The sequence below is a fragment of the Streptomyces sp. NPDC006743 genome, assembly GCF_040703815.1.
Classification (GTDB): domain Bacteria; phylum Actinomycetota; class Actinomycetes; order Streptomycetales; family Streptomycetaceae; genus Streptomyces.
Genome location: NZ_JBEYJA010000046.1, coordinates 42,316 through 65,992, shown reverse-complemented (window position 1 = coordinate 65,992; position 23,677 = coordinate 42,316). Strand labels below are relative to the sequence as shown.

Here is a 23,677-nt window from a genome sequence, read left to right as displayed (position 1 = left end):
AACGCTCGACTGGGAAACCCCAGCCGAGCGCCTGCATAAACTGCTCACAGCCTGATCAACACGACCACGTGTTGCAACGACCGCTAGAAACCGCCCACACGAGAAGGCCCCTTCCCGGCTCGTGGCCGGTTCACCGCCCGGCGGTCAGCGCACCGGAGTGAAGTCCCGGGCCCCGATGAAGTCGGGGCGCCGGACCGGTGCCGCGAACGGCTCCACCGCCGTGTTCTCCACGCTGTTGAACACGATGAAGACGTTGCTGCGCGGGTACGGCGTGATGTTGTCGCCCGACCCGTGCATGCAGTTGCAGTCGAACCAGGTCGCCGACCCGGCCCTGCCGGTGAACAGCTTGATGCCGTGCTCGCTCGCGAGCGCGGTCAGCGCCTCGTCCGACGGCGTGCCCGCGTCCTGCATCTGCAGCGACTTCTTGTAGTTGTCCTTCGGCGTCGCCCCCGCGCAGCCCAGGAACGTCCGGTGCGAGCCGGGCATGATCATGAGCCCGCCGTTGGTGTCGAGGTTCTCGGTCAGCGCGATCGAGACGGACACCGTCCGCATGTTCGGCAGGCCGTCCTCGGCGTGCCAGGTCTCGAAGTCCGAGTGCCAGTAGAAGCCGCTGGCGCCGAAGCCCGGCTTGACGTTGATCCGGGACTGGTGGACGTACACGTCCGAGCCGAGGATCTGCCGCGCCCGGCCCACCACGCGCGGGTCGCGCACCAGGTTCGCGAACACCTCGCTGATCCGGTGCACCTCGAAGACCGAGCGGATCTCCTGGGACTTGGGCTCGACGATCGAGCGCTCGTCGGCGCGGATCGCCGGGTCGGCCACGAGCCGGTCCAGCTCCTGCCGGCAGACGGCGACCTCGTCCGGGCCGATCAGCTCCTCGACGGCGAGGAACCCGTCGCGCTCGAACGACTCCAGGTCGGCTCGCGCGATCGGCCCCGGCGTGTCCGGGGAGCCCCAGACGACCGGGTCCTGGCGGGGCACGGACACCTCGGTGGCGCCGCGGGTCGGGTACAGGTCCTTCACGGTGGCGGTGGTCATGGGGTCCTCACACCTCCTCGGGCTCGGTGAGCAGCGGGTAGACGCCGTTCTCGTCGTGGTCCTCCCGTCCGGTCACGGGCGGGTTGAAGACACAGATGCAGTGGAAGTCCTCCTTGACCTTGAGCGTGTGCCGCTCGTGGCCGTCGAGGAGGTACATGGTGCCGGGCGTGATGTGGTACGTCTTCCCGGTCTCGCGGTCGGTCAGCTCGGCGTCGCCCCGGGTGCAGACGACGGCCTCGATGTGGTTCGCGTACCACATCGACGTCTCCGTGCCGGCGTAGAGGATCGTCTCGTGCACGGAGAAGCCGACCTTCTCCTTGGCGAGGACGATGCGCTTGCTCTCCCAGGTGCCGGACGCCGCCTTCACGTGCCGGTCGGTGCCTTCGATCTCCTTGAACGAACGGACGATCACGGTGGTACGTGCCTCCTTGCGGGGTTTCTCGGTGGTCAGGCCTTCCGGTGCCCCGCCCCGGGGACCGTGGGGCGGGGCACCGGAAGCCGTTCAGGCGGTCTCGCGGACCGCCCGGGCGAGGGTGCTCATGCCCTCGTCCAGTTCCTCGGGGGTGGTGGTCAGGGCCGGCAGCAGCTTGACGACCTCGCTCTCGGGACCCGAGGTCTCGATGAGCAGGCCGAGCTCGAAGGCGCGCCGGGCGACCCGTCCGGCACGGTCCTTGTCGTGGAACTCCAGTCCCCACACCAGGCCGCGGCCCCGGTACTCCTTGACGTCGGCGGGGTTCTCCTCGGCGAGGGAGACCAGCCACTGCTCGACGAGTTCGCCGCGGGCGCGGGTCTGCTTCTCCATCGCCGCGCCGTCCGTCCAGTACGCCTCCAGGGCGGCGGTGGCGGTGACGAAGGCGGGGTTGTTGCCGCGGAAGGTGCCGTTGTGCTCGCCCGGCTCCCACACGTCCAGCTCGGGCCCGAACAGGCACAGCGACATCGGCAGGCCGTAGCCGCTGATGGACTTGGAGACGGTGACGATGTCGGGGACGATCCCGGACTCCTCGAAGGAGAAGAAGGCGCCGGTGCGCCCGCAGCCCATCTGGATGTCGTCGACGATCAGCAGCATGTCCTGCCGCTCGCACAGCTCCTTGAGCGCGCGCAGCCACTCGGGCCGGGCCACGTTGATGCCGCCCTCGCCCTGCACGGTCTCCACGATCACCGCGGCGGGCTTGTTCAGGCCGGAGCCCTGGTCCTCCAGGAGCCGCTCGAACCACAGGAAGTCGGGGACCGTGCCGTCGAAGTAGTTGTCGAACGGCATGGGCGTGCCGTGCACCAGCGGGACGCCGGCGCCGGCCCGCTTGAACGCGTTGCCGGTCACCGCCAGCGAGCCCAGCGACATCCCGTGGAAGGCGTTGGTGAACGACACGATGGCCTCGCGCCCCTTCACCTTCCGCGCCAGCTTCAGCGCGGACTCCACGGCGTTGGTGCCGGTCGGGCCCGGGAACATCACCTTGTAGGGCAGGTCGCGCGGGCGCAGCACCAGGTTCTGGAAGGTCTCCAGGAAGCGGCGCTTGGCGGTGGTGGACATGTCGAGCCCGTGCGTGACGCCGTCACGCTCCAGGTAGTCGATCAACGCCCGTTTCAGCACCGGGTTGTTGTGCCCGTAGTTGAGGGAGCCGGCGCCCGCGAAGAAGTCGAGGTACTCGTGGCCGTCCTCGTCGTACATGCGGCTGCCGCGCGCCCGGTCGAAGACGGTGGGCCAGCCGCGGCAGTAGCTGCGCACCTCGGACTCCAGGGTCTCGAAGACGCTCAGGTCGGGCTGGGTGATGGTCACGACGAATCGCTCCTCGGGTGGGGGAGTGGGAGATCGGTCGGGTCGGCGGATCGGGAGGGGGGTCCGCGGGCCCGGCGGCCCGGGGCCGGCGGGGGCCCGGACGGGGGGCCCGGACGAGCGGATGGGCTCGGACGAGCGGGTGGGCTCGGACGAGCGGGGCTCGGAGGGTGAGCCGGGGCTCGTCGGGTGAGCGGTGGCTCGGGGGCGAGCGGCGCTCAGAGGGCGAGCGGGCCGATGCGGTGCAGGACCTCGGGGTCGTGCGGCCCGTCGGGGAAGTGGTCCGTCCCGAAGAGGACCTCCCGCTCGACCCGGGCGCCGTGCCGGTCGGCGAAGGAGGCGAAGAGCCGTTCGGAGGCGGTGTTGCCCGGGGTGATGGTGGTCTCCAGGGCCGTCAGTCCGCGCTCGGCGGCGACGCGGGCGGCGAGCGCGTCCAGCAGGCGGCCGGCGAGGCCGCGGCCGCGGTGGCGGGCGTCGACCGCGACCTGCCACACGAGGAGCGTGCCGGGACGGTCGGGCCGCACGTAGCCGGTGACGAAACCGACGGCCTCGCCGTCGGCGTCGCGCGCCACGGCGGACGTGGTGGCGAAGTCGCGGCACCACAGCAGATAGCTGTAGGAGGAGTTCACGTCCAGGGTCCCGGAGTCCTTGGCGAGCCTCCACAGCGCGGCGCCGTCGGCGACGGCGGGGGGCTCGATGGACACGTCGTCCGCTCTTTCCACGCGGTCGGTTCGCAGGTCTGCTTGTGCGGCAGTCATGCGAATTGAACTTACCGAGCTGAATTGAAAAATGCATCGGCCGTTGCCCTTACGTGCAACGGCCATATGTGTTATCGCGCGGGCGCGCGACCGCGCGAGGAGGATGTGATTTGTCTGCTTGGTCCTGGTATTACCTGTACAAAAGGGGCAGCTTTGTGGAGTGCATCACAATGGAGTAACTCGCCGGACACGCTCGCGACAGCCTCGGAATTACACTGTTGGAGGCCAGGAGAATCGCTGTGTTTAGGAATATGAAAACGGGGCAGAAGAGTACGGGAAACTACCCGTAGTGTATTCCAGGAATTACCTGTTTTGTATTCGAGTTCCGGTGAGCCCGTCGCTCCGTTCGCGCGCGGTGCCCGAGCGTCCGCCGCGCCGGACGTGCCCCGCCTCGCCCCCGCCCGCGCTCTGCCCGCCCCCGGGGGCGCCGGGGCCCCCGGACGCCCCCCGTGGTCACCGCCAGGCCCGGGCGGCGGCCGTACGGGCGGCCGGGAGGTCGACGTCCGCGCCGGAGGCGGCCGTCAGGGCGCGGGCCAGGGCCGTCAGGGCCGCCTCGACGGTCTCCGGGGTCGCGGCCGGCCCGTAGTGGTTGACGCGGATCATCTCCTTGGCCAGCGCGCCGCCGCCCGCGGCCAGCGGGAGGGCGGGGTCCGCCTCCAGGGCACGGGCCACCAGGTCCGAGGCCGCGACACCCGCGGGAGCGCGCAGCGTCGTCGCCACCGGCGCCGCCTCGGACGCCTTGCGCACGTACGGCTCCAGGCCCCCGCCGAGGGCCTGGACACCGGCCCGGGTCGCCGCCGCCGCGCCCCGGTGACGCGCCGTCACCGCGTCGAGGCCGGTCTCCTCGATGCGCTCCAGGCACGCCTCCAGGGCGAGCATCTCCAGCTGGGCCGGGGCGTGCAGCAGCGTGGTGCGCCCGCCGTCGATCCAGCGCTCCTTCCAGTCCAGCAGGGACAGGTAGGAGCGGCGCGGCGCCCGCGGGTTCGCCGCCATCCGGGCCCAGGCCCGCTCGCTGACGGACACCGCCGACACCCCGGCGGGGCCGCCCATCGCCTTCTGCGCCCCGATCACGCACAGGTCGACGCCCCACGCGTCCGGCAGCACCGGCTCCGCACCGATGGAGGCCACCGCGTCCAGGTAGAAGAGGGCACCCTGCTCCCGTACGGCCTCGCCGATCTCGGCGACCGGGTTGGTGTTGCCGGTCGCGGCCTCCGCGTGCACCAGCGACACGAAGTCGATCTCCGGGTGCTCGGCGAACGCCGCACGGACCTGCTCGGCGGTCACCGCCGTGTGGAACGGCACCGACAGGTCGTACACCGTCGCGCCGCAGTCACGCAGCCAGTCGCCGAAGGTCTGCCCGTAGGGCCCGGTGATCACGTTCAGGGCCGTCGTGCCCGGACCGGCCGTCGCACGGATCGCGCCCTCCAGCGGCAGCAGCGCCTCGCCCTGGGTGATCACGACGTCCTGCGCGGTGCCGAGCAGCCGCGCCACCCGGTCCTCGATCGAGGCGAAGCGGGCGGCGCTCAGCGGGGCGAGGTCCAGGAGGGGGTGGGTCACGGCAGTGCTCTCTTCTCGGTCACGAGGTCGGTGGAGTCGACGGAGTCGAGAGTAACCGGCGGCCCCGGCCCGGCTCCCACCGGTGACCGCCCTGCCCCGGCGGGGGCGGGCGAGAGGCCCTGCCGGGGCGGCGACAGGCCCTACTAGGGTGCGGTACATGAGCGATGGCGCGGTGCTGCACGTGAAGGGACGGGTCCTCGCCGGCCCCGACGACGACCAGGTCCGTGACGAACTGTGGGTGGTGGGCGGCCGGATCTCCTACGAGCGCCCGCCCGGCGCGCGGGACGTGCGGACCGTCGAGGGCTGGGTCCTGCCCGGCCTGGTCGACGCGCACTGCCACGTCGGTCTCGACGCGCACGGCCCGGTGCCCGAGGACGTCTCCGAGAAGCAGGCGCTCACCGAGCGGGAGGCGGGGGCGCTGCTGCTGCGGGACGCGGGCTCACCGTCCGACACCCGCTGGACGGACGAACGCGAGGACCTGCCGAAGATCATCCGGGCCGGCCGCCACATCGCCCGCACCCGCCGCTACATCCGCAACTACGCCCACGAGATCGAGCCCGGGGACCTGGTCCGCTACGTCGCCGGGGAGGCCCGGCGCGGCGACGGCTGGGTCAAGCTGGTCGGCGACTGGATCGACCGCGACCTCGGCGACCTCTCCGCCTGCTGGCCCCGCGAGGCGGCGGAAGCCGCCATCGCCGAGGCGCACCGGCTGGGCGCCCGGGTGACCGCGCACTGCTTCGCCGAGGACTCCCTGCGCGACCTGGTGGAGGCGGGCATCGACTGCGTCGAGCACGCCACCGGCCTCACCGAGGACCTGATCCCGCTGTTCGCCGAGCGTGGCGTCGCCATCGTGCCCACCCTGGTCAACATCGCCACGTTCCCCGGCCTCGCGGCCGGCGGCGAGGCCAGGTTCCCGCGCTGGGCGGCCCACATGCGCCGGCTCCACGAGCGCCGCTACGACACCGTCCGCGCCGCCCACGACGCCGGGATCCCGGTGTACGTCGGCACGGACGCGGGCGGCGCGCTGCCGCACGGCCTGGTGGCGGCGGAGGTCGCGGAACTGGTCACCGCGGGCATCCCGCCGCTCGAAGCCCTGTCGGCGACGGCCTGGGGCGCCCGGTCCTGGCTCGGCCGCCCCGGCCTGGAGGAGGGCGCGCCCGCCGACCTCGTGGTGTACGAGGCGGATCCGCGGGCGGACGTACGGGTGCTGGCGGATCCGCGGCGGGTGGTGCTGAACGGCCGGATCGTCGGCTGACCGGACCGGCGTGGACCGGCGCGGACCGGACGGGCGACGGGTTGACGGGAGGTGACCGACGCCCCGGCCGGCTCGTTGTGCTCCTCCTGCCGCGCGCCGGTGCGTCGAACGGGGCGTCCGCACCGGGGCAGGAGGGGGACACGAGGGTGAAGGAAGCGAACACCCGTACCGGGCAAATCGAAAACGAGGACGGAAACCCCTCGAAGGAGTGAAGTCACCCAGGATCGCTGACCGTTCACTCTCGGTGCGTAATTCTTTCCGGGTCCCAAGCATTCCTCTCTGGGGGTCCCACACCGTGAACGGCCACACCTTCCGCATGCCCGCACGCCGTCTCGTCACCGCCGCCGCGGCCACCGCCCTGGCCGCCGGCCCGGTGACACTGGCCGGAGCGGGCTCCGCCCACGCGACCACCGGCCACGGTCGCGCCGGCGCCTCCGTCCTGCGCACCGGCCTCGACGTGTCCCTGCTCGACAAGACGGTGAACCTCCCGCTCACCCTCTCCCTCAACGAGGTCCAGGCGCCGGCGAGCGCCCGGCGGACCGCGCTCAGCGCCCGCCTCGACGGCGTCGAGGGCGGCAAGCCGTTCAGCGTGCTGCGCGCGGACGTGGCCACGGCGGACGCGAAGGTCTCGGCGAGCGGCGCCGAGGGCAGCGTCGACCTCGCCCACGCCCGCCTCCACGTGCCCGGCCTGCCCCTGCTCTCCCTCATCGAGGTGGACCAGGTCACCGCCAGGGCGACCTGCCGGACGGGCAGGGCGCCGGCGGCGACGAGCAACGTCCTGGGCGGAGTGACCGTCCTCGGCAGGAAGGTGACGCTCACCGCGGGCGGCACGACCGACGTCCGGGTGCCCGGCGTCGGAGAGGTCCGCCTCGACCTGTCCCGCCACGAGACCACGTCCCGCACGGCCGCCGCGACCGCCCTCGAACTCAGGGTCTCCGTCAACCCGTTGAAGCTCAACGTGGCCGAGGTCGAGGGCACCCTCACGCTCGCTAAGGCGACCTGCGAGACCCCCGCGGCACCGGAGAAGTCACCGCAGCCCGCCACCACTCCCGCGACGGACCCGAAGCCCCAGGGCGCCTCCGCCACCGAGCCCGCCGAGCCGGCACCGTCGGCCGCGAAGCCCACGAAGGCCGCGGACGCCGGCCTCGCGGAGACCGGAGGCAGCTCCATGACCCCGTATCTCGCGGCGGGTTCGGCGGTCCTGCTGGCCGCGGGCGGGGCGACGGTGGCACTGACCCGGCGGCGGAGGGGCTGACCGGACGGCGGTGCCGGCGGCCAGGCGGCGGAGGGGCTCGCCGGTCGGCGATGGCGCTGACCGGGTGGCGGGGGCGGTGGCCGCGCCGACCCGGTGGGGCGGCCGGGGCAGGGGGACCGAGGAGGAGGCGGCCGGGCTCGGGCGGCGCCTCACGGCCCCTCCGCGGCCTCCCTCTCCTCCGTGTCCCCGGCGTCCCCCACGCCCTCCATGTCCAGCGCGGCCCCCAGCGCGTCCAGGAACCCCTCCACCACATCCCGCCCCCGTACGGCCACCCGCACCCAGTCCTCCCCGAGTCCCGGGAACGTGTCGCCGCGCCGCACCGCGTACCCCCGTTCGCGCAGCCGCCGCCGTACCCGCGCCGCTCCTTCCATCCGTACCAGGACGAACGGACCCTCGGCAGGCCCGGCGACCCGCACCCCGCGCTCGGCGAAGGCCGCCAGGCCCGCCACCAGGTGGGCCCGGTCGGCCGCGATCCGGTGGGCCGCGTGCGCCGCCTCCGCCAGCGCGCGCGGCTCCACGCACGCCGCGGCCGCCGTCAGCGCCGGCGTGGACACCGGCCACAACGGCTGGGCGCGCTCCAGCGCGGCGATGGTCTCCGGGGAGGCCAGCACGTACCCGATCCGCAGCCCCGCCAGCCCCCAGGTCTTGGTCAGGCTGCGCAGGACCACCAGGCCGGGCACGTCGGTCCGCCCGGCCAGCGCCTCCCGCTCGCCCGGCACCGCGTCCATGAACGCCTCGTCGACCACCAGCGTCCGGCCCGGCCGGGCGAGTTGGGTGAGCACCGCCGCCGGATGCAGCACCGACGTCGGGTTGGTCGGGTTGCCGACCACCACGAGGTCCGCGTCCTCGGGGACGTCCGCCGGGTCGAGCCGGAAGCCGTCCCGCGCGCGCAGCAGCACCCGGTCCACGCGGTGCCCGGCGTCGCGCAGCGCGGCCTCCGGCTCCGTGAACTGCGGGTGCACGACGACGGGCCGGCGCACCTCCAGGGCGCGTGCCAGCAGCACGAACGCCTCCGCCGCACCCGCCGTCAGCAGCACGCGGTCCACCGGCAGTCCGTGCCGTGCGGCCACCGCGGCCCGTGCGGCCCGGCCGTCCGGATAGGCGGCGAGGGAGGTGAGCGAGCCGGCGATCCGCTCCCGCAGCCAGGGGGGCGGGGTGCCGGTGCGGACGTTCACGGCGAGGTCGACCAGCGCCGAACCGTCGTCCCGTACCTCCGCGTCCCCGTGGTGCCGCAGGTCGTGCCCGCCATCCTGCCACGGCACCCCGTGGTCCTCGGTGTGCGTGCGCATGCGTGTGCCCGTCGTGGAGGGGGTGTCCGGAATGGTGTTCATGGCGGTGTCCCTGGGGGAGTTCCTGGAGGGAGTTCCTGCTGGGGGGAGGACGGCAGGGGGGCGGGGAGCCGTACGACCGCGCACGTCGCCCGCGCCGGGCCCCCGCCGGCCGGGGCGGATCTCGTCTTGGGCACGAGGAGTTCACCGCCGCCGACGAGAGCGGCGGCCTCCGCGACCGACGGGGTGCCCACGGCGGCGCGCGAGGCGTCCGACGGGTTCGGCACGGTCACGGCGGCCAGTTCCCCGGCGGAGTACGTCACCAGGGGCACCCCGAGCCGCGCGGCCGCCGCGACGACGCCGGGCTCGGCGGCCTTGGTGTCGACGGTGGCCAGCAGGGCGACGCTGCGCACGGACAGTCCCGCCTCCCGTAGTGCGCCCTCGACCACCCCCAGCACCTCCTCCGCCGCCGCTCCCGCGCAGGCGCCCACACCGACGGCGAGGGACGGCGGCCGGAGCACCACCTCCCGCTCGCCCGGCGCGACCGCCCGGCCCGTCACCCGGACGGCGCAGACCGCCTCCGTCCCTCCGGGCACGTCCGGCCGCGCGGCGAGCGTGGCCGGCGGGGCCTGCCCGGGCAGCGGCCGCGGCATCTCGGCGTCCAGGACGACCGGCTCACCCTCCGGCAGCGCCCGCGACACGGCGGCCACGTCCCCCTCCGCCGGCAGGCCGAGGCTGCCGGGCCCGAGGAGACCGGTCACCGGGCACGCCCTTGCCCGGAGGCGGACGCGGCTGCGGGCGGAGACGGGGGCAGGGGCGCCGGGGGCCGTACGCCCCACAGGAGGAACACCGGGCCGGCGGCCGCCGCTGCGGTGGCGTCCCCCGGCGGCGGGGCGAGCGGTGACGTCTGGAGCCGCACGCCGTCGCAGGCCAGTCCGGCGGCGGTGAGCGCCTCGCGGGCGGCCGGCACCCGGTCGGGGGAGGCGAGGGCGACGACGACGGTCCGCCGGGCCCGGCGCGCGCAGGCGCCGACGAGGGCGGGCAGGTCGCCGCCCGCCTCGCCCACGAACACCGCGTCCGGATCCTCGGCGAGTTTGGACAGCGCGCCGGGCGCCGCCCCGTGCACGACCGCGACGTCGACACCCTGGGCGGCGGCGTCGGCCCGCACCCGTCCGGCACCGTCCGCCGTCCGCTCGACCGCGACGGCCGCCGCGCCGAGCCGGGCGCACTCCACGGCAACCTGCCCCGACCCGGCACCGACGCCCCACACCAGGTCGCCCAGGCGCGGCCCGAGCCGGGCCAAGGCCAGGGCACGCACCTCGGGCCCGGCGCCGGCCGGGTCGCGCGGCGCGAAGACGTCGTCCGCCAGTGCCCAGCCCGCCGCCGGCACCTCGGGCCCGGCCAGCGTCCGTACGGCACCCAGCGCACGGGCCTCGTCCAGGCACAGCACCACGCTCACCGCCGTGCCCCAGTCCCGGGCGGCGGCCTCGGCGGGCGTGACCCGTTCGACGCGCTCGTGGTCCGGGTCGCCCAGCGCCGAGGCGACGACCAGCACCCGGTCCCCGGACGGCGTCCGGGCCAGGGCGGCCCCCAGCTCGGCGGGCCCGGTGCCGGGACCGGTCAGCACGGCGACCTTCGGCCGGGCCCGGCACACGTTGACGGCCGTCCGCAGCTCCCGCCCGTGCGCGCTGACCACCACGGCGTCGTCCCAGGGCAGCCCGGCACGCGCGAAGGCGGCGGCGACGGAGGAGACGCCCGGCCGCACGTCCAGCCGCGCGGAGCCGAACCGTTCCGCCAGTGCCCGCACGATCCCGAAGAACCCGGGGTCGCCCGAGGCGAGCACGACCACGCGCCGCCCCTGCCCGGCGTACCGCGCGATCTCGTCGAGGGCGGGCGGCAGGGGCCCCAGCACGATCCGCCGGGCACCTTCCGGCAGCCGGACGGCCTCCAGGTGCCGGCGTCCGCCCACGACCAGCTCCGCGCCGTCGAGCACCCCGCTCTCCGGCGGCGCCCCCGTACCCGTACCGACGACCGTGATCACGCGCTCGCCCCCTGTCCGTACGGGTCCTGGGGAGCGCCGCAAGCCCCGGAAGCCCCGGGGGCCTCGAGACGGACCCCGGGGCGGCCCGCGGGGACGGTCCTGCGGGCTCCTCGGCCTGCCTCGGGGCAGCCGTGGGGGCACGCGGGACGGGGGGCGGGGTGGCGCGCGGGGTGCGGGCGGGCGCTGACGTGCGCGCCGTGCCTGTCGCACGCGCCGTGCGCGCCCTGTGCCATATACCCGTCGTGCGCCGTGTGCGCGCCGTGCGCGGCGCACGCGACGCGCGCCAGGGGGCCGGCGGCGCCTGGACCGGCACCGACGAAGGTCACCTCAGCGGTGGGGGCATCGGCCATGGGGTCGAGTCCTCTCGTACGGAATGTCACGGTCTGTGGGGGTCGGACAGTGGCCGGATGTGCGCGATCGGGGGTTGATCGGATAGCAAGGGCACATGGCGGTCTTCGTCGCGCTCGGCGCGTTCCTGATGACGCTGGCCGGCGGCTGGACGGCACAGCGGGTCACCGACCGCCGCCATCTGGTCCTCGGACTGGCCGGCGGCCTGATGCTCGGTGTGGTCGGTCTCGACCTCCTGCCCGAGGCACTGCACGCGGTGGGCCGCGAGGTGTTCGGCGTACCGGCGGCTCTGCTGCTGTTCGTGGCGGGCTTCCTGCTGGCCCACCTGGTGGAGCGCCTGCTGGCCGCCCGGCAGGCCGCGCACGGCGGTGACGAACACGCTCACCAGCGCGCGCCCGAGGTGGGCCTCACGGCGGCGGCCGCCATGGTCGGGCACAGCGCCATGGACGGCGTGGCGATAGGCGCCGCGTTCCAGGTCGGCGGCGGCATGGGCGCCGCCGTCGCGCTCGCGGTCATCGCCCACGACTTCGCGGACGGCTTCAACACCTTCACCCTCACCAGCCTGTACGGCAACGCCCGGCGCCGGGCGATAGCGATGCTGGTGGCGGACGCCCTGGCGCCGGTGGTGGGCGCCGCCTCGACCGCGTTCATCAGCATCCCCGAATGGTTCCTCGGTGGTTATCTCGGCCTGTTCGGCGGTGTCCTGCTCTACCTCGCCGCCGCCGAGATCCTGCCCGAGGCCCACCACGAGCACCCCGCCCGCTCGACCGTGCTGTGCACGGTCGCGGGCGCCGCGTTCATCTGGCTGGTGGTGGGCCTGGCGGCCTGAGCGCAGCCGCCCCCGGGCCCGGCACGCGGACCCCCCGGCCCGCCGCCCCGCCCGCGCCCCCCACCCGCCGGATGAGCGCGGCGCCCCGCCCGCGGCCCCCGCCCGCCCCCCGAACGCGGACGCCGGGGCGGCCACGGCCACGGACACGGGCCCGCACACGGCCACGGCCAACCCGGCGGACCCGGACCCGCACACGGCCTCGGGGACGGGCGCCGGAGCGGACGCGGCTGCCGGCCTTCCGTTCACGACGCCCGGCACCTCTCCACGAACCGGCGGGCGGCGCCGGGCGCGGCGGCCCAGTGCGTGTGCACATAGCTCGCGTGCACGTTGTCCTGCACGAACCCTTCGAGCCGCCGTTCGGGTCCGCGCAGCCCCCAGGCGGGGGCGGTCCCGGCACCCGGTTCCACGACCGTCCGGTGGAACTCGTGCCCCCGCATGCGTTCCCCGGCGCCCGCCAGCACACTGTCGGTGACGGCCACGGCGTCCCGGTAGCCCAGCGTCAGCCGTCCGCTCATCCGCGCGGACGCCTCCAGCACCCCGCACATCGGCTTCCCGTCCAGCTCCCGGCACAGATAGAGCAGCCCGGCGCACTCGGCCGCGACCGGGGCACCGGCGCGCGCGAGGTCGCCGACGGCCTTGCGCAGGGGCTCGTTCGCGGACAGCTCGGCGGCGTAGACCTCCGGGAATCCGCCTCCGACGACCAGCCCGCGCGTCCCCTCGGGCAGCTCCTCGTCGCGCAGCGGATCGAACGGGACGACCTCGGCGCCTGCGGCCGTCAGCAGCTCGGCGTGCTCCGCGTAGGAGAACGTGAAGGCGGACCCGCCGGCGACGGCGACGCGCACGGGCGAGCCGTGGCCGGGGCCGGCGGCTCCCGGGGCCGGGTCGGGAACGGACGGCGCGGCCGCGACCGCCCCGGCCGCGTCCCAGGCCGCGCACGACAGCGTTCCCGCACCGCGCGCCAGCGCGACCAGTGCCTCCAGGTCGCACCCCGCCTCCACCTGCGCCCCCATCGCCGCGACCGCCTCGACCGCGGCACCGCGCCGCTCGGCGACCGGCACCAGCCCGAGGTGGCGCGAGGGGGTGTCGACCTGCGGCGCCCGGCGCAGCACTCCCAGCACCGGCACGCCCACCGACTCCAGCGCCTGGCGCAGCAGCGCCTCGTGCCGGTCCGAGGCGACCTTGTTCAGGATCACGCCCCCGACCCGTACTTCCGGGTCCCAGGAGACGAACCCGTGCACCAGCGCCGCCACCGACCGCGACTGGGACGAGGCGTCGACCACGAGCACCACGGGGGCCCGCAGCAGCTTCGCCACCTGCGCGGTGGACGCCAGCTCGCCCTGCCCCGCCGCCCCGTCGTACAGGCCCATGACCCCTTCGACGACGGCGATGTCGCACCCGCGCGCCCCGTGCAGGAACAGCGGCCCGACCAGTTCGGGACCGCACATGTACGCGTCCAGGTTGCGCCCCGCCCGCCCGGTGGCGAGCGTGTGGTACCCGGGATCGATGTAGTCCGGCCCGACCTTGTGCGGGGACACGGCGAGCCCCCGGCGCGCCAGCGCGGCCATCAGCCCCGTGGCGACCGTGGTCTTGCCGCTCCCCGAGGCGGGCGCGGCGACGACGAGCCGGGGCACGCACCCGGGAGCGGCGCCCGCCGGGGGCGCGGGTGCCGGTGCGGGCGCCGCCGGGGCCGCGGGGCCTGGGGCCGGGGTCAGCACGGCGTCACCACTCGATGCCCCTCTGGCCCTTCTGGCCCGCGTCCATCGGGTGCTTGACCTTGGACATGTCGGTGACGAGGTCGGCGAAGTCGACCAGCTTCCCCGGTGCGTTGCGCCCGGTGATCACGACGTGCTGGGTGCCCGGCCGGCCGCGCAGCACCTCCACCACCTCGTCGGTGTCGATCCAGCCCCAGTGCAGCGGGTACGCGAACTCGTCGAGCACGTACAGCCGGTACGTCTCGGCGGCCAGGTCCCGCTTGACCTGCTCCCAGCCCTCCCGTGCCTTGGCCTCGTTGTCCGTCTGGGCGTCCCGCTGGACCCACGACCAGCCCTCGCCCATCTTGTTCCAGACGACGCTGCCGCCCTCGCCCGAGTCGCCGAGCACCCGCAGCGCCCGCTCCTCGCCGACCCGCCACTTCGCCGACTTGACGAACTGGAACACCCCGATCGGCCAGCCCTGGTTCCAGGCGCGCAGCGCCAGCCCGAACGCGGCGGTCGACTTGCCCTTGCCGGCGCCCGTGTGCACGACGACCAGCGCACGGTTGCGCCGCTGGCGCGTCGTCAGTCCGTCGTCCGGTACGACACTCGGCTGTCCCTGCGGCATTACGCGGCCCTCCTCGAAGTTCCCTGCACATCCCGGACGAGCCCGGCGATGCTGTCCGCGCGCAGCCCGTCCAGTGTCACCGCCGTGGCGCCCAGTTCACCGGCGAGCCGTCCGGCGAGCCCCAGCCGCACCGGTCCCGTCTCGCAGTCCACGACCACCGAGGCCGTCCCCTCGGCGGCGAACAGCCGCGCCGCGCGCTCCGCGAGGGCGACCGGTTCCGGGCCGCCGGTGGCCCGCCCGTCGGTCACCACGACCACCAGCGCCCGCCGCGCCGGGTCCCGCAGCCGCTCCACGCGCAGCACCTCGTGCGCCCGCAGCAGCCCGGCCGCCAGCGGCGTACGACCGCCCGTGGGCAGCGACTCCAGCCGGACCGCCGCCGCCTCCACGGACGACGTCGGGGGAAGCGCGACCTCCGCGGACGTCCCCCGGAACGTCACCAGCCCCACCTTGTCCCGCCGCTGGTAGGCGTCCAGCAGCAGGGACAGCACGGCACCCTTCACGGCGCTCATCCGCTGCCGCGCCGCCATCGACCCGGACGCGTCCACCACGAACAGCACGAGGTTCCCCTCGCGCCCCTCCCGGGTCGCCTGCCGCAGATCGTCCCGCCGCACCACCAGCCCGGGACCGGAGCGTCCGCGCGCCCGCTGATGCGGGGCGGCGGCGTGCACGGTGGCCGCCAGGTGCAGCTTGGTCAGCGTGCCCCGGGGGCGTCGCGCGCCGGTGGTACGGCCGTGCTCGGTGCGCGCCCGCGAGCGCCGCCCCGCGGCCCCCTCGCCGATACCGGGCACACTGAGCACCTTGGTACGGAACGGCTCCGCGGCCCCTACGGCGGACTGTTCGCCCGCGGCGGCCCCGGCCGGCCGCGCGCCCTCACCCTTCCCGGGCGGCACGGCTGCGTCGTCCCCGGCCTGCGCGTCGTCGCCTCGCGCGCTTCCGTCGTCCCCGCCCTGCGGGGCGCCTCCGTCGTGGTCGGGGCCGGGCTGCCCGCCGCCCCCGCCGCCACCGTCCGGTCCGTCCGGCCCGGGGCCGGGATCGTCGTCGTCCTCCGGCCCGCCGCCGAACTCCTCCAGCGTCTCGTCGAGCTTGTCCTCGTCCAGGCCCGGCGCGTCGAACGGATTGCGCCGCCGCCGGTGCGGCAGCGCGAGCAGCGCCGCCTGCCGTACGTCCTCGGCGAGCACGTCGGTGCGCCCGGCCCACGCGGCCAGCGCGGTCGCCGTCCGCGCCATCACGATGTCGGCCCGCATGCCGTCCACCTCGAAGGCGGCGCAGGTCGCCGCGATCTGCCGCAGCGCCCCGTCCCCGAGCCGCACCCGCGGCAGCAGTTCCCGCGCGGCCGCGATCCGGGCCCGTACGGCGGCCTCCTCGTCGGCCCAGCGCGCGGCGAAGGCGGCCGGATCGTCGTCGTACGCCAGCCGCCTGCGCACCACCTCCACCCGCTGGTCCGGCTCCCGCGAGGCGGCCACCTCGACGGTCAGCCCGAACCGGTCGAGCAGCTGCGGGCGCAGCTCCCCCTCCTCGGGGTTCATCGTCCCCACCAGCAGGAACCGCGCGGCGTGCCGTACGGAGACGCCCTCGCGCTCGACGTAGGAGGCACCCATGGCGGCGGCGTCCAGCAGCAGGTCGACGAGGTGGTCGTGGAGCAGGTTGACCTCGTCGACGTAGAGGATGCCCCGGTGGGCGTCGGCGAGCAGGCCCGGTTCGAACGCCTTCACGCCCTCCGCCAGCGCGCGTTCGATGTCCAGCGCACCGACCAGCCGGTCCTCCGAGGCTCCGACGGGCAGTTCGACCATCCGCGCCGGCCGGGTCTCGAACGCCCCCGGCTCGTGCGGCCCGTCCGGGCAGGCGGGGTCGGGGGAGTCCGGGTCGCACGAGAAACGGCATCCGGCGACGACGTCCACCGCGGGCAGCAGCGCCGACAGCGCCCGCACCGCCGTGGACTTCGCGGTGCCCTTCTCACCGCGTACCAGCACCCCGCCGACCGCCGGGGAGACGGCGTTCAGCAGCAGCGCCAGCCGCAGGTCGTCCTGACCCACGACGGCTGTGAACGGAAACGGGGTACTCACTTCTCCTCGCCCTCCAAGTCGCCCTCGACCTCCAGATGTGCGGCGGTGTTCACGCGGGCGCCCCCGGCGGGACGAACGGCAGGCCCTGCGGCGCGCCCGACTCGATGAGCCGCCACAACGCGTCCGTGTCCGCGTGTTCTTCGATCAGGTCGCCGAGCCGGTCGAGCTGTTCCTCGCGCAGCGCGGCGAACGACGTGCCGGGCGCGGGCACGAAACGGCGGCCCGCGGCCGAGGCCACCTCGCGCAGGAAGGCCCGCCGGAAACCGTCCGACTCCAGCGAGCCGTGCCAGTGCGTGCCCCAGACGGACCCGGCCCGGCAGCCGTCCAGGAACGCCTCCCCGCCGGTGACCTCGGCGACCCCGTGGTGGATCTCGTAGCCCTCGACCCGCTCGCCCAGGGCCTCGCCCACGGGCCGGGCGAGGGTCTTGCCGGCGGCGAAGCGGACCCGTACCGGCAGCAGCCCCAGCCCGTCCACGTCCCCGCGGCGGCTCTCCACCTCGTCCTCGATGTGCTCGCCGAGCAGCTGGAAGCCGCCGCAGATCCCGAGCACCGGCCGCCCCTCGGCCGCCCTGCGCGCCAGCGCGCCGGCGAGGCCGCGCTCGCGCAGCCAGTCCAGCGCCCGCACCGTGCCCCGGGTGCCCGGCACCACCACCAGGTCGGCGTCGGCCAGTTCCTCGGGCCGGTCCACGAACCGCACGACGACGCCGGGTTCGGCGGCCAGCGCGTCCACGTCGGTGAAGTTGGACATCAGCGGCACCGCGCAGACGGCGACCCGCAGCACGTCCTCACCGACCGGCGGCGCGACGGCGGACTCCCGCACGGCGCCCCGCAGGGACACTCTCAGGCCGTCCTCCTCGTCGATGCCGAGCCCGTGCCGGAAGGGCAGCACCCCGTAGGTGCGCCGGCCCGTGAGCCCGTGCAGCATGTCGATGCCGGGTTCCAGCAGGGAGACGTCGCCCCGGAACTTGTTGACGAGGAACCCGGCGACCAGCTCCTGGTCCTCGGGGGACAGCAGGGCCACGGTGCCGAAGAAGGAGGCGAAGACACCGCCGCGGTCGATGTCGCCGACGACGACCACCGGCAGGCCCGCGCCCCGCGCGATCCCCATGTTGACGATGTCGGTGCGGCGCAGGTTGATCTCGGCCGGGCTGCCCGCCCCCTCGCAGATCACCGCGTCGTACGTGCCGCGCAGTTCGGCCAGGCAGTCCAGCACCGTACCGAGCAACTGCCGCTGGCGTCCGCCGTGGTAGCCGCGGGCGCTCATCTCGCCCACCGGCCTGCCCAGCAGCACGATCTGGCTGCTCTGCTCACCGCCCGGCTTGAGCAGCACCGGGTTCATCAGCGCGGTCGGCTCGATCCGGCAGGCCTGCGCCTGCATGGCCTGCGCCCGCCCGATCTCGGCGCCCTCACGGGTGACGAACGAGTTGAGGGACATGTTCTGCGCCTTGAACGGCGCGACCTTGACGCCCCGCCGCACCAGCCACCGGCAGATCCCGGCGGTGACGACGCTCTTCCCGGCGTCGGAGGTGGTCCCGGCGACGAGCAGACCGCCGCCGCGTCGAGCGCCGCTCATGACGTACGTCCTTTCGTCAGACGGGCGCACAGCAGCTTCGCGGCGGCGCACGTGCCGAGCGCGAGCCAGCTCACGCGCCGTGAGAGCCGTACGGCCCGGTCGATGTCTGCCACCTGGACGGCGCGCCCCCGGTCGTTGAGCACCGGCCGGTGCTCCACCCGCCCCCCGTACGACAGCGTGCCGCCCAGCCGCACCCCGAGCGCCCCCGCGAACGAGGCCTCCACCGGCCCGGCGTTGGGGCTCGGGTGCCGCCCGGCGTCGGCGCGCCAGGCCCGTACGGCCCCGCGCGGATCGCCGCCCGCCACGGTGGCCAGCAGGGCCGTCAGCCGGGCCCCCGGCCAGCCCGCCAGGTCGTCGAGCCGGGCGGACGCCCAGCCGTAGCGCCGGTAGCGGGGCGACTTGTGCCCGACCATGGCGTCGAGGGTGTTGACGGCCCGGAAGCCGGCCAGGCCCGGCACGCCCGCCAGGGCACCCCAGGCGAGCGCGCCCACCACCGCGTCGGAGGTGTTCTCGGCGACCGACTCGACGACGGCGCGGGCGATCCCGTCGGCGTCCAGGGCCTGCGGATCGCGTCCGCACAGGTGCGGCAGCCGCGCCCGGGCCGCCTCGACGTCGTCCGCCTCCAGCGCCCGCCCGATGGCGGCCGCCTCGCGGGCGAGCGAGGTGCCGCCGACCACGGCCCAGGTGGCGGCGCCGGTCAGCAGGACCGAGCCGGCGGGGGAGCGGCGGACGGCGCGGGCGGCGACGGCACCCAGCGCGGCGGCGCCACCGGCGCACACGACGGTGTGCAGCGCGCCCCACCCGCGGTGGTCCCGCCACAGCACACGCTCCACGGCGCCCGCGGCCCGCCCGAACACGGCGACCGGATGCCCGCGGCGCGGATCGCCGAGGAGCAGGTCACCGAGGAGGCCGGCGGCGGCGCCGTACGCGAAGACGCGCTCGGCACCCATGGGTTCAGCCGGCCGCGGGGTCGGTCGGGCAGTCGGTGGTGGGCCTCGGTCGGCAGCCGCGCATGGCGATAGGTCCTCACTCAGGGTGTCCGCGCCCTGGTTCGACGAGAGCGGCGGAGAGAGTTCCTGGCTCCCGGGGGTCGTCCTCCCCGGTGACAGTGGCGGGACCGCGCCGGATTCGCACCGGCTTCCTCTGCTGCCGCCGTACATGGCCCCGGAAGTCCACCACGGCCCCGGAACACCCGTCAACTTGCCGTTGACCTGCACCGCGCCGGTGTGCCGAGGCTCATATCCCCGACGCGAGGCCGCCGCAGGGGCGCCGGAGGTGAGCCGGCGCGGCAAGAAACCCCCGTGAGCGCCGCTGAAGGGCGCACGGGGGTTGATGCCGAAGCCGTGGGACGGGACCCTCGCCGGGCCAGGGTCCCGTCCCTGGACTCAGCCCAGGATCAGGGAGATTCCGTAGGCGACGGCTGCCGCACACAGCGCGAAGCACGCGTAGGCACCGGCGGTCGCGGCGAGGGCCGACTCGCCGCGGGTCGACGCGGCCTCCCGGCGGGACAGGCCCGCGATACCCAGGGTGAACAGGGCCACGAGGCCGACGGTGACCACGAGGCTGACGCCGAAGACGGAGCCGATGGCTGCCCAGTCGATCTTCATCTCGATGCTGCTTTCTCGATTGCCGGGGGATCGGGCGGCGGCGTCAGACCGCCGCGGCGGGCGGGGTCGCCGCGGCCGGGCTCGCGGCAGGTGCCGTGCCGAGCGCGGACGCCGGGGCCGGGATGGTGGCCGTGAGACCGTCGGCCACCGGGGCCGCCGGCGGCGGGGCCACGGCCGCGATGGCCTGGGTCACCACACCGGCCGGCTCCTCGGTGTCCGCCCCGGTGACGTTCGTGTGGTCGACGACCTGGCGGCGGGAGATCTTCCAGATCGCGGCGCTCGCGGCCACCAGGAACACGGCGACCAGCGCGGTGCCCCAGTCGCCGAGGCCGGTGACGGCCTCCGCGCCCGCGCCGACCACCGCGGCGGCCGGCAGCGTGAGCACCCAGGCGACGGCCATCCGGCCCGCCGTGGACCAGCGGACCGTGCCGCCCTTGCGGCCCAGACCCGCGCCCATCACCGAGCCCGAGACGACGTGGGTGGTGGACAGCGAGAAGCCCAGGTGGGAGGAGGCCAGGATGGCGGCGGCCGCGCTGGTCTGGGCGGCGAAGCCCTGCTGCGGCTGGAGGTCGGTCAGGCCCGTGCCCATGGTGCGGATGATGCGCCAGCCGCCGATGTAGGTGCCGAGCGCGATGGCGAGACCGGCGGAGAGGATGACCCAGGTGGGAGGGTTGGAGCCCGGTGCGACGGCGCCGCCGGCGATCAGGGCGAGGGTGATGATGCCCATCGTCTTCTGCGCGTCGTTGGTGCCGTGCGCCAGCGAGACCAGGCCCGCCGAGGCGATCTGCCCGACCCGGTGGCCCTTCTCGGCCGCCTTGCCGTCCGTCTTCCGGCCGATCGTGTACGACAGCCGGGTCGCGGCGACCGCGGCGACGCCCGCGACGACCGGCGCGGCGACCGCCGGGAGCATGACCTTGGTGACCAGGACGTCGCCGTGCACGGCGCCGACGCCGGCCGAGGCGATGGTGGCGCCGATCAGACCGCCCAGGAGGGCGTGGGAGGAGCTGGACGGCAGTCCGACCAGCCAGGTCAGCAGGTTCCAGAGGATCGCGCCGACCAGGGCGGCGAAGATGACCTCGGGACGGATGCCGGTCTCGTCGACGAGACCCTTGGAGATCGTGTTGGCGACCTCGACGGAGAGGAACGCGCCCACCAGGTTGAGCACGGCGGACATGGCCACCGCGACCTTGGGCTTGAGTGCGCCGGTGGAGATGGTGGTGGCCATCGCGTTGGCGGTGTCGTGGAAACCGTTCGTGAAATCGAACGCGAGTGCGGTAACGACCACAATCGCGAGGATCAGCGAGAAGCTTTCCATTTACCCAGGCAATCGTTCGAGCGTCATTGGCTCGTCGAACGTAGGTAACCCGGGTGAACGGAAGATGAACTGGGGCGGTCGCAGCGGTGTCCGATCCTGTGTCTTCCGCCTCCTGTGACGCCCGCCCTTCTCCGTCTTCGCCCCCTCGCCGGGGCCGGGCCCCTTCTCTCTTCCCGGGGCCGGTCCGGGTCCGGGATCAAGCCGGGTGCCGGGTGTCCGGCCCGGGGAGCGCGGGAGGCTGGCAGGAGCGCGGGAGGCTGGCAGGATCGCCGCATGGCCGAACAGCAGCAGGACGCGGAGCGCGCGAGCGGCGCACGGCAGGAGCCGGAGGGGCCGGAGGGGGCGGCTGGGCCGGAGGCCCGGGAGGCCCGGGAGGCGCGAGGGGTGCCGGCTGCGCAGGAGGTCCGGGAGGCCCGGGACGAGGAGTCCCGTGCGTGGCGCGAACTGGTGGCCACCGCCCGCCGTACCGTCACCGACGGACTCGTCGTCGGCACCTCCGGCAACGTGTCGGTCCGGGTCGGGGACACCGTCCTGGTCACCCCCTCGGGCGTCCCGTACGACCGGCTCACACCGCAGGACGTCACCGGCGTCGGCCTCGACGGCCGGCAGGTGCTCGGCACCCTGGTCCCCACCAGCGAGCTGCCCATGCACCTCGCGGTCTACCGCACCACCGGTGCGCGCGCGATCGTCCACACCCACGCCGTGCACGCCACGGCCGTCTCCACGCTCGTCCCCGAACTCCCGCTGATCCACTACATGGCCGGCGCCCTCGGCGGTCCGGTGCGTGTCGCCCCCTACGCGGCCTACGGCACCGAGGAACTGGCCGCGCACGTGCTGCGTGCCCTGGCCGACCGCTCCGGCTGCCTGCTCCAGAACCACGGCACCCTCACCTACGGCGCCACCCTCGACCAGGCGTACGACCGCACCGCCCAGCTGGAGTGGATGTGCCGCCTGTGGCTGACCGCCTCCTCGGTCCCGGGCCTGACCCCTTCCCTGCTCTCCCCGCAACAGCTCGCGGAGGCCGGGGAACGGCTGCGCGGCTACGGCCAGCGGCACCCGCGGACGCCGGGGGCCTGACGGCGCCCGCCCCGGCGCCGGTACGGAATCCGGCGGTCCGCAGGGGTGAAGAGCGCTGTTCCTGGAACTCGCACGAGCATGTCACCCCGACCGTTCCTTCCGCTGGCCGGTGAACCGGCACGCCATGACACTGGACCCGTGCGCACAGTCAAAGCGACGGCCGCGGCCGTCACCGCGGCCCTCGCGGCCGGCGCGGCGAGCGTCGCCGCCGGCCGGCTCGCCAGCGACGCCGCGCTCAAGCCGTCCCCGGGCCGGCCCCTGCCCACCGAGCCCCGGCTCACCGTGCACGGCACGGCCGCCGGCCAGATCACCCTCACCCGGGACCTGGCCTCGCTGCGTCCCGGCACCTACGGCCTGGCGGGGGACGGCTCCCACGCGGTCGTGGGTCCCGTCCTGCAGGGCGCCCCGCACCTGCCCGACACCGTCGTACGCCGCCTGGAACGCGTCACCCACGGCCTGCTCCACCCCCGCGACCGGGTCTGGCTCACGCCCAACCTGCACGTCGGCGACCCGCGCTCCGCCCTCGGCCTGGACCACGCCGACATCGACGTACCCGGCGAACTCGGGCCGCTGCCCGCCTGGTTCGTGCGCGGCGTCCGCGAGACCTGGGTGATCACCGTGCACGGTCTCGGCGCCACCCGCGAGCACCCCCTGAACATCATGCGGTTCCTGCACCGCAGACACTTCCCGGTGCTGGACATCACCTATCGCGGGGACCTCGGCGCCCCCCGCTCCCCGGACGGCCTGAACCACCTCGGCGAGAGCGAGTGGCGCGACCTCGACGCGGCGATCCGCTACGCCGTGGACCACGGCGCCGAGCGCGTCGTCCTGCACGGCTGGTCCACCGGCGCCACGATGGCGCTGCGCGCCGCCGTCCACTCGGAACTGCGCGACCGGATCTCCGGACTGGTCCTCGACTCGCCCGTGCTCGACTGGGAGGCGACGCTGCGCGCCCTCGCCCGGGCCCGGCACACGCCGGGACCCCTGCTGCCGCTCGCGGTGCGCGCCGCGCAGGGACGCACGGGCCTGTACGCCGACCGGGTCGCGGGCTCCGCCGGGCCGGCGCGGCTCACCGCACCGACGCTGATCTTCCACGGCCCCGGCGACGAGGTGGCCCCCTGGCGCTTCTCCCGCAGCCTGGCCGAGCACCACCCCAACCTGGTGGCCCTCCACACGGTCCGCGACGCCCCCCACGGCGCCATGTGGAACGCCGACCCCCAAGGCTACGAAGAGGCCCTGCGCCGCTTCCTGACCCCGTTGATGTGACCTACCCGGCCGATGCGCGCCCGGCCCACGGGGCCGCGTCCGCTCGACCCGCGGTGCCGGGCCGCCGTCCCGCGCCCGGCCCAGGCGCCGCGTTCGGTCGACGGGCGGTGCCCGGCCGAGGCGCCCACGTGGCGCGCCCGGCCAGGCGCCGTGCCAGGTCGACGAGCTGTGCCTGGTCGGGTGTCCGGCCCGGCCCACATGCCGTGTCCGGCCGACGTGACGTGTCCGGTCGAGGTGCCCTGCCCTGCCCGACTCGCCCCGCCCTGCCCACTCGCCCCGCCCTGCCCACTCGCCCTGCCCGGCCGACCCGCCCCGTCCGGCTGGCCGGCCCGCACCG

At 75.2% G+C, this 23,677-nt stretch carries 19 protein-coding genes, 1 pseudogene and 1 riboswitch; of the genes and pseudogenes, 5 read left to right on the top strand and 15 right to left on the bottom strand.

Annotated elements, in window-relative coordinates; translation table 11 throughout:
* Positions 1-144: 144 nt before the first annotated feature.
* The 5 genes from thpD to ABZ719_RS29165 all read right to left on the bottom strand — a co-directional run bounded on the left by thpD (position 145) and on the right by ABZ719_RS29165 (position 5,124).
* On the bottom strand, positions 145-1,038 hold the full coding sequence (gene thpD / locus ABZ719_RS29185) for an ectoine hydroxylase (RefSeq protein ID WP_366728160.1): 894 nt from the start codon (positions 1,036-1,038) through the stop codon (positions 145-147).
* 7 nt (positions 1,039-1,045) lie between these two features.
* On the bottom strand, positions 1,046-1,450 hold the full coding sequence (locus tag ABZ719_RS29180) for an ectoine synthase (protein WP_037860869.1): 405 nt from the start codon (positions 1,448-1,450) through the stop codon (positions 1,046-1,048).
* A gap of 90 nt (positions 1,451-1,540) precedes the next feature.
* The gene (gene ectB / locus ABZ719_RS29175) at positions 1,541-2,812 is read right to left on the bottom strand and encodes a diaminobutyrate--2-oxoglutarate transaminase (protein WP_366728159.1); all 1,272 of its coding nucleotides are present in this window, start codon (positions 2,810-2,812) and stop codon (positions 1,541-1,543) included.
* A gap of 215 nt (positions 2,813-3,027) precedes the next feature.
* Positions 3,028-3,567 (bottom strand): diaminobutyrate acetyltransferase, encoded by a 540-nt coding sequence (gene ectA / locus ABZ719_RS29170; RefSeq protein WP_366728158.1) that lies wholly within the window; start codon positions 3,565-3,567, stop codon positions 3,028-3,030.
* A 453-nt stretch (positions 3,568-4,020) separates the two neighbouring features.
* The gene (locus ABZ719_RS29165) at positions 4,021-5,124 is read right to left on the bottom strand and encodes an aminotransferase class V-fold PLP-dependent enzyme (RefSeq protein WP_366728157.1); all 1,104 of its coding nucleotides are present in this window, start codon (positions 5,122-5,124) and stop codon (positions 4,021-4,023) included.
* A gap of 157 nt (positions 5,125-5,281) precedes the next feature.
* Between ABZ719_RS29165 and ABZ719_RS29160 the strand changes: the two genes are divergently transcribed.
* Both ABZ719_RS29160 and ABZ719_RS29155 read left to right on the top strand, forming a co-directional pair.
* Positions 5,282-6,379: an amidohydrolase family protein gene (locus ABZ719_RS29160; RefSeq protein ID WP_366728156.1), complete on the top strand. Its 1,098-nt coding sequence runs from the start codon at positions 5,282-5,284 to the stop codon at positions 6,377-6,379.
* A 295-nt stretch (positions 6,380-6,674) separates the two neighbouring features.
* The gene (locus ABZ719_RS29155) at positions 6,675-7,634 is read left to right on the top strand and encodes an SCO1860 family LAETG-anchored protein (protein ID WP_366728155.1); all 960 of its coding nucleotides are present in this window, start codon (positions 6,675-6,677) and stop codon (positions 7,632-7,634) included.
* A 149-nt stretch (positions 7,635-7,783) separates the two neighbouring features.
* Here the strand turns inward: ABZ719_RS29155 and cobC are convergent, their stop codons facing one another.
* From cobC to cbiE, 3 genes and pseudogenes are all read right to left on the bottom strand, one after another.
* Positions 7,784-8,923 (bottom strand): Rv2231c family pyridoxal phosphate-dependent protein CobC, encoded by a 1,140-nt coding sequence (cobC, locus tag ABZ719_RS29150; RefSeq protein WP_366728161.1) that lies wholly within the window; start codon positions 8,921-8,923, stop codon positions 7,784-7,786.
* A gap of 104 nt (positions 8,924-9,027) precedes the next feature.
* Positions 9,028-9,657 (bottom strand): annotated as a pseudogene (locus ABZ719_RS29145) (cobalamin biosynthesis protein); the annotation flags it as partial.
* 2 nt (positions 9,658-9,659) lie between these two features.
* Positions 9,660-10,943: a precorrin-6y C5,15-methyltransferase (decarboxylating) subunit CbiE gene (gene cbiE, locus ABZ719_RS29140; protein ID WP_366728154.1), complete on the bottom strand. Its 1,284-nt coding sequence runs from the start codon at positions 10,941-10,943 to the stop codon at positions 9,660-9,662.
* Positions 10,944-11,388: 445 nt separating this feature from the next.
* On the opposite strand from cbiE, the gene ABZ719_RS29135 reads away from it, so the two are divergent.
* Positions 11,389-12,120 carry a ZIP family metal transporter gene (locus ABZ719_RS29135; protein WP_366728153.1) on the top strand — a complete coding sequence of 244 codons (732 nt, stop codon included), beginning with the start codon at positions 11,389-11,391 and terminating at the stop codon, positions 12,118-12,120.
* Between the two features lie 242 nt (positions 12,121-12,362).
* Here ABZ719_RS29135 and ABZ719_RS29130 read toward each other — a convergent pair whose 3' ends face one another.
* The 7 genes from ABZ719_RS29130 to ABZ719_RS29100 all read right to left on the bottom strand — a co-directional run bounded on the left by ABZ719_RS29130 (position 12,363) and on the right by ABZ719_RS29100 (position 20,997).
* Positions 12,363-13,751 (bottom strand): cobyrinate a,c-diamide synthase, encoded by a 1,389-nt coding sequence (locus ABZ719_RS29130; RefSeq protein ID WP_366728152.1) that lies wholly within the window; start codon positions 13,749-13,751, stop codon positions 12,363-12,365.
* Between the two features lie 88 nt (positions 13,752-13,839).
* On the bottom strand, positions 13,840-14,439 hold the full coding sequence (cobO, locus tag ABZ719_RS29125) for a cob(I)yrinic acid a,c-diamide adenosyltransferase (RefSeq protein ID WP_366728151.1): 600 nt from the start codon (positions 14,437-14,439) through the stop codon (positions 13,840-13,842).
* Positions 14,439-16,502 (bottom strand): putative cobaltochelatase, encoded by a 2,064-nt coding sequence (locus ABZ719_RS29120; RefSeq protein ID WP_366728150.1) that lies wholly within the window; start codon positions 16,500-16,502, stop codon positions 14,439-14,441. Before ABZ719_RS29120 ends, cobO begins: the two co-directional genes overlap by 1 nt.
* 49 nt (positions 16,503-16,551) lie before the next feature.
* Complete coding sequence (locus ABZ719_RS29115; RefSeq protein WP_366728149.1) at positions 16,552-18,075, bottom strand: cobyric acid synthase; 1,524 nt, start codon at positions 18,073-18,075, stop codon at positions 16,552-16,554.
* Positions 18,072-19,025 carry a cobalamin biosynthesis protein gene (locus ABZ719_RS29110; protein WP_366728148.1) on the bottom strand — a complete coding sequence of 318 codons (954 nt, stop codon included), beginning with the start codon at positions 19,023-19,025 and terminating at the stop codon, positions 18,072-18,074. The genes ABZ719_RS29115 and ABZ719_RS29110 overlap by 4 nt, the downstream gene beginning before the upstream one ends.
* 120 nt (positions 19,026-19,145) lie before the next feature.
* A riboswitch (cobalamin riboswitch) is annotated at positions 19,146-19,220 on the bottom strand.
* A 240-nt stretch (positions 19,221-19,460) separates the two neighbouring features.
* Positions 19,461-19,682, bottom strand: coding sequence for a hypothetical protein (locus tag ABZ719_RS29105; protein WP_037862117.1), 222 nt, complete (start codon positions 19,680-19,682; stop codon positions 19,461-19,463).
* A gap of 43 nt (positions 19,683-19,725) precedes the next feature.
* Positions 19,726-20,997: an inorganic phosphate transporter gene (locus ABZ719_RS29100; protein ID WP_366728147.1), complete on the bottom strand. Its 1,272-nt coding sequence runs from the start codon at positions 20,995-20,997 to the stop codon at positions 19,726-19,728.
* A gap of 273 nt (positions 20,998-21,270) precedes the next feature.
* On the opposite strand from ABZ719_RS29100, the gene ABZ719_RS29095 reads away from it, so the two are divergent.
* Both ABZ719_RS29095 and ABZ719_RS29090 read left to right on the top strand, forming a co-directional pair.
* Positions 21,271-22,074 (top strand): class II aldolase/adducin family protein, encoded by an 804-nt coding sequence (locus ABZ719_RS29095; protein ID WP_366728146.1) that lies wholly within the window; start codon positions 21,271-21,273, stop codon positions 22,072-22,074.
* Positions 22,075-22,212: 138 nt separating this feature from the next.
* Positions 22,213-23,340, top strand: a complete 1,128-nt coding sequence (locus ABZ719_RS29090; RefSeq protein WP_366728145.1) for an alpha/beta fold hydrolase — start codon at positions 22,213-22,215, stop codon at positions 23,338-23,340.
* The last annotated feature ends 337 nt before the right edge of the window (positions 23,341-23,677 follow it).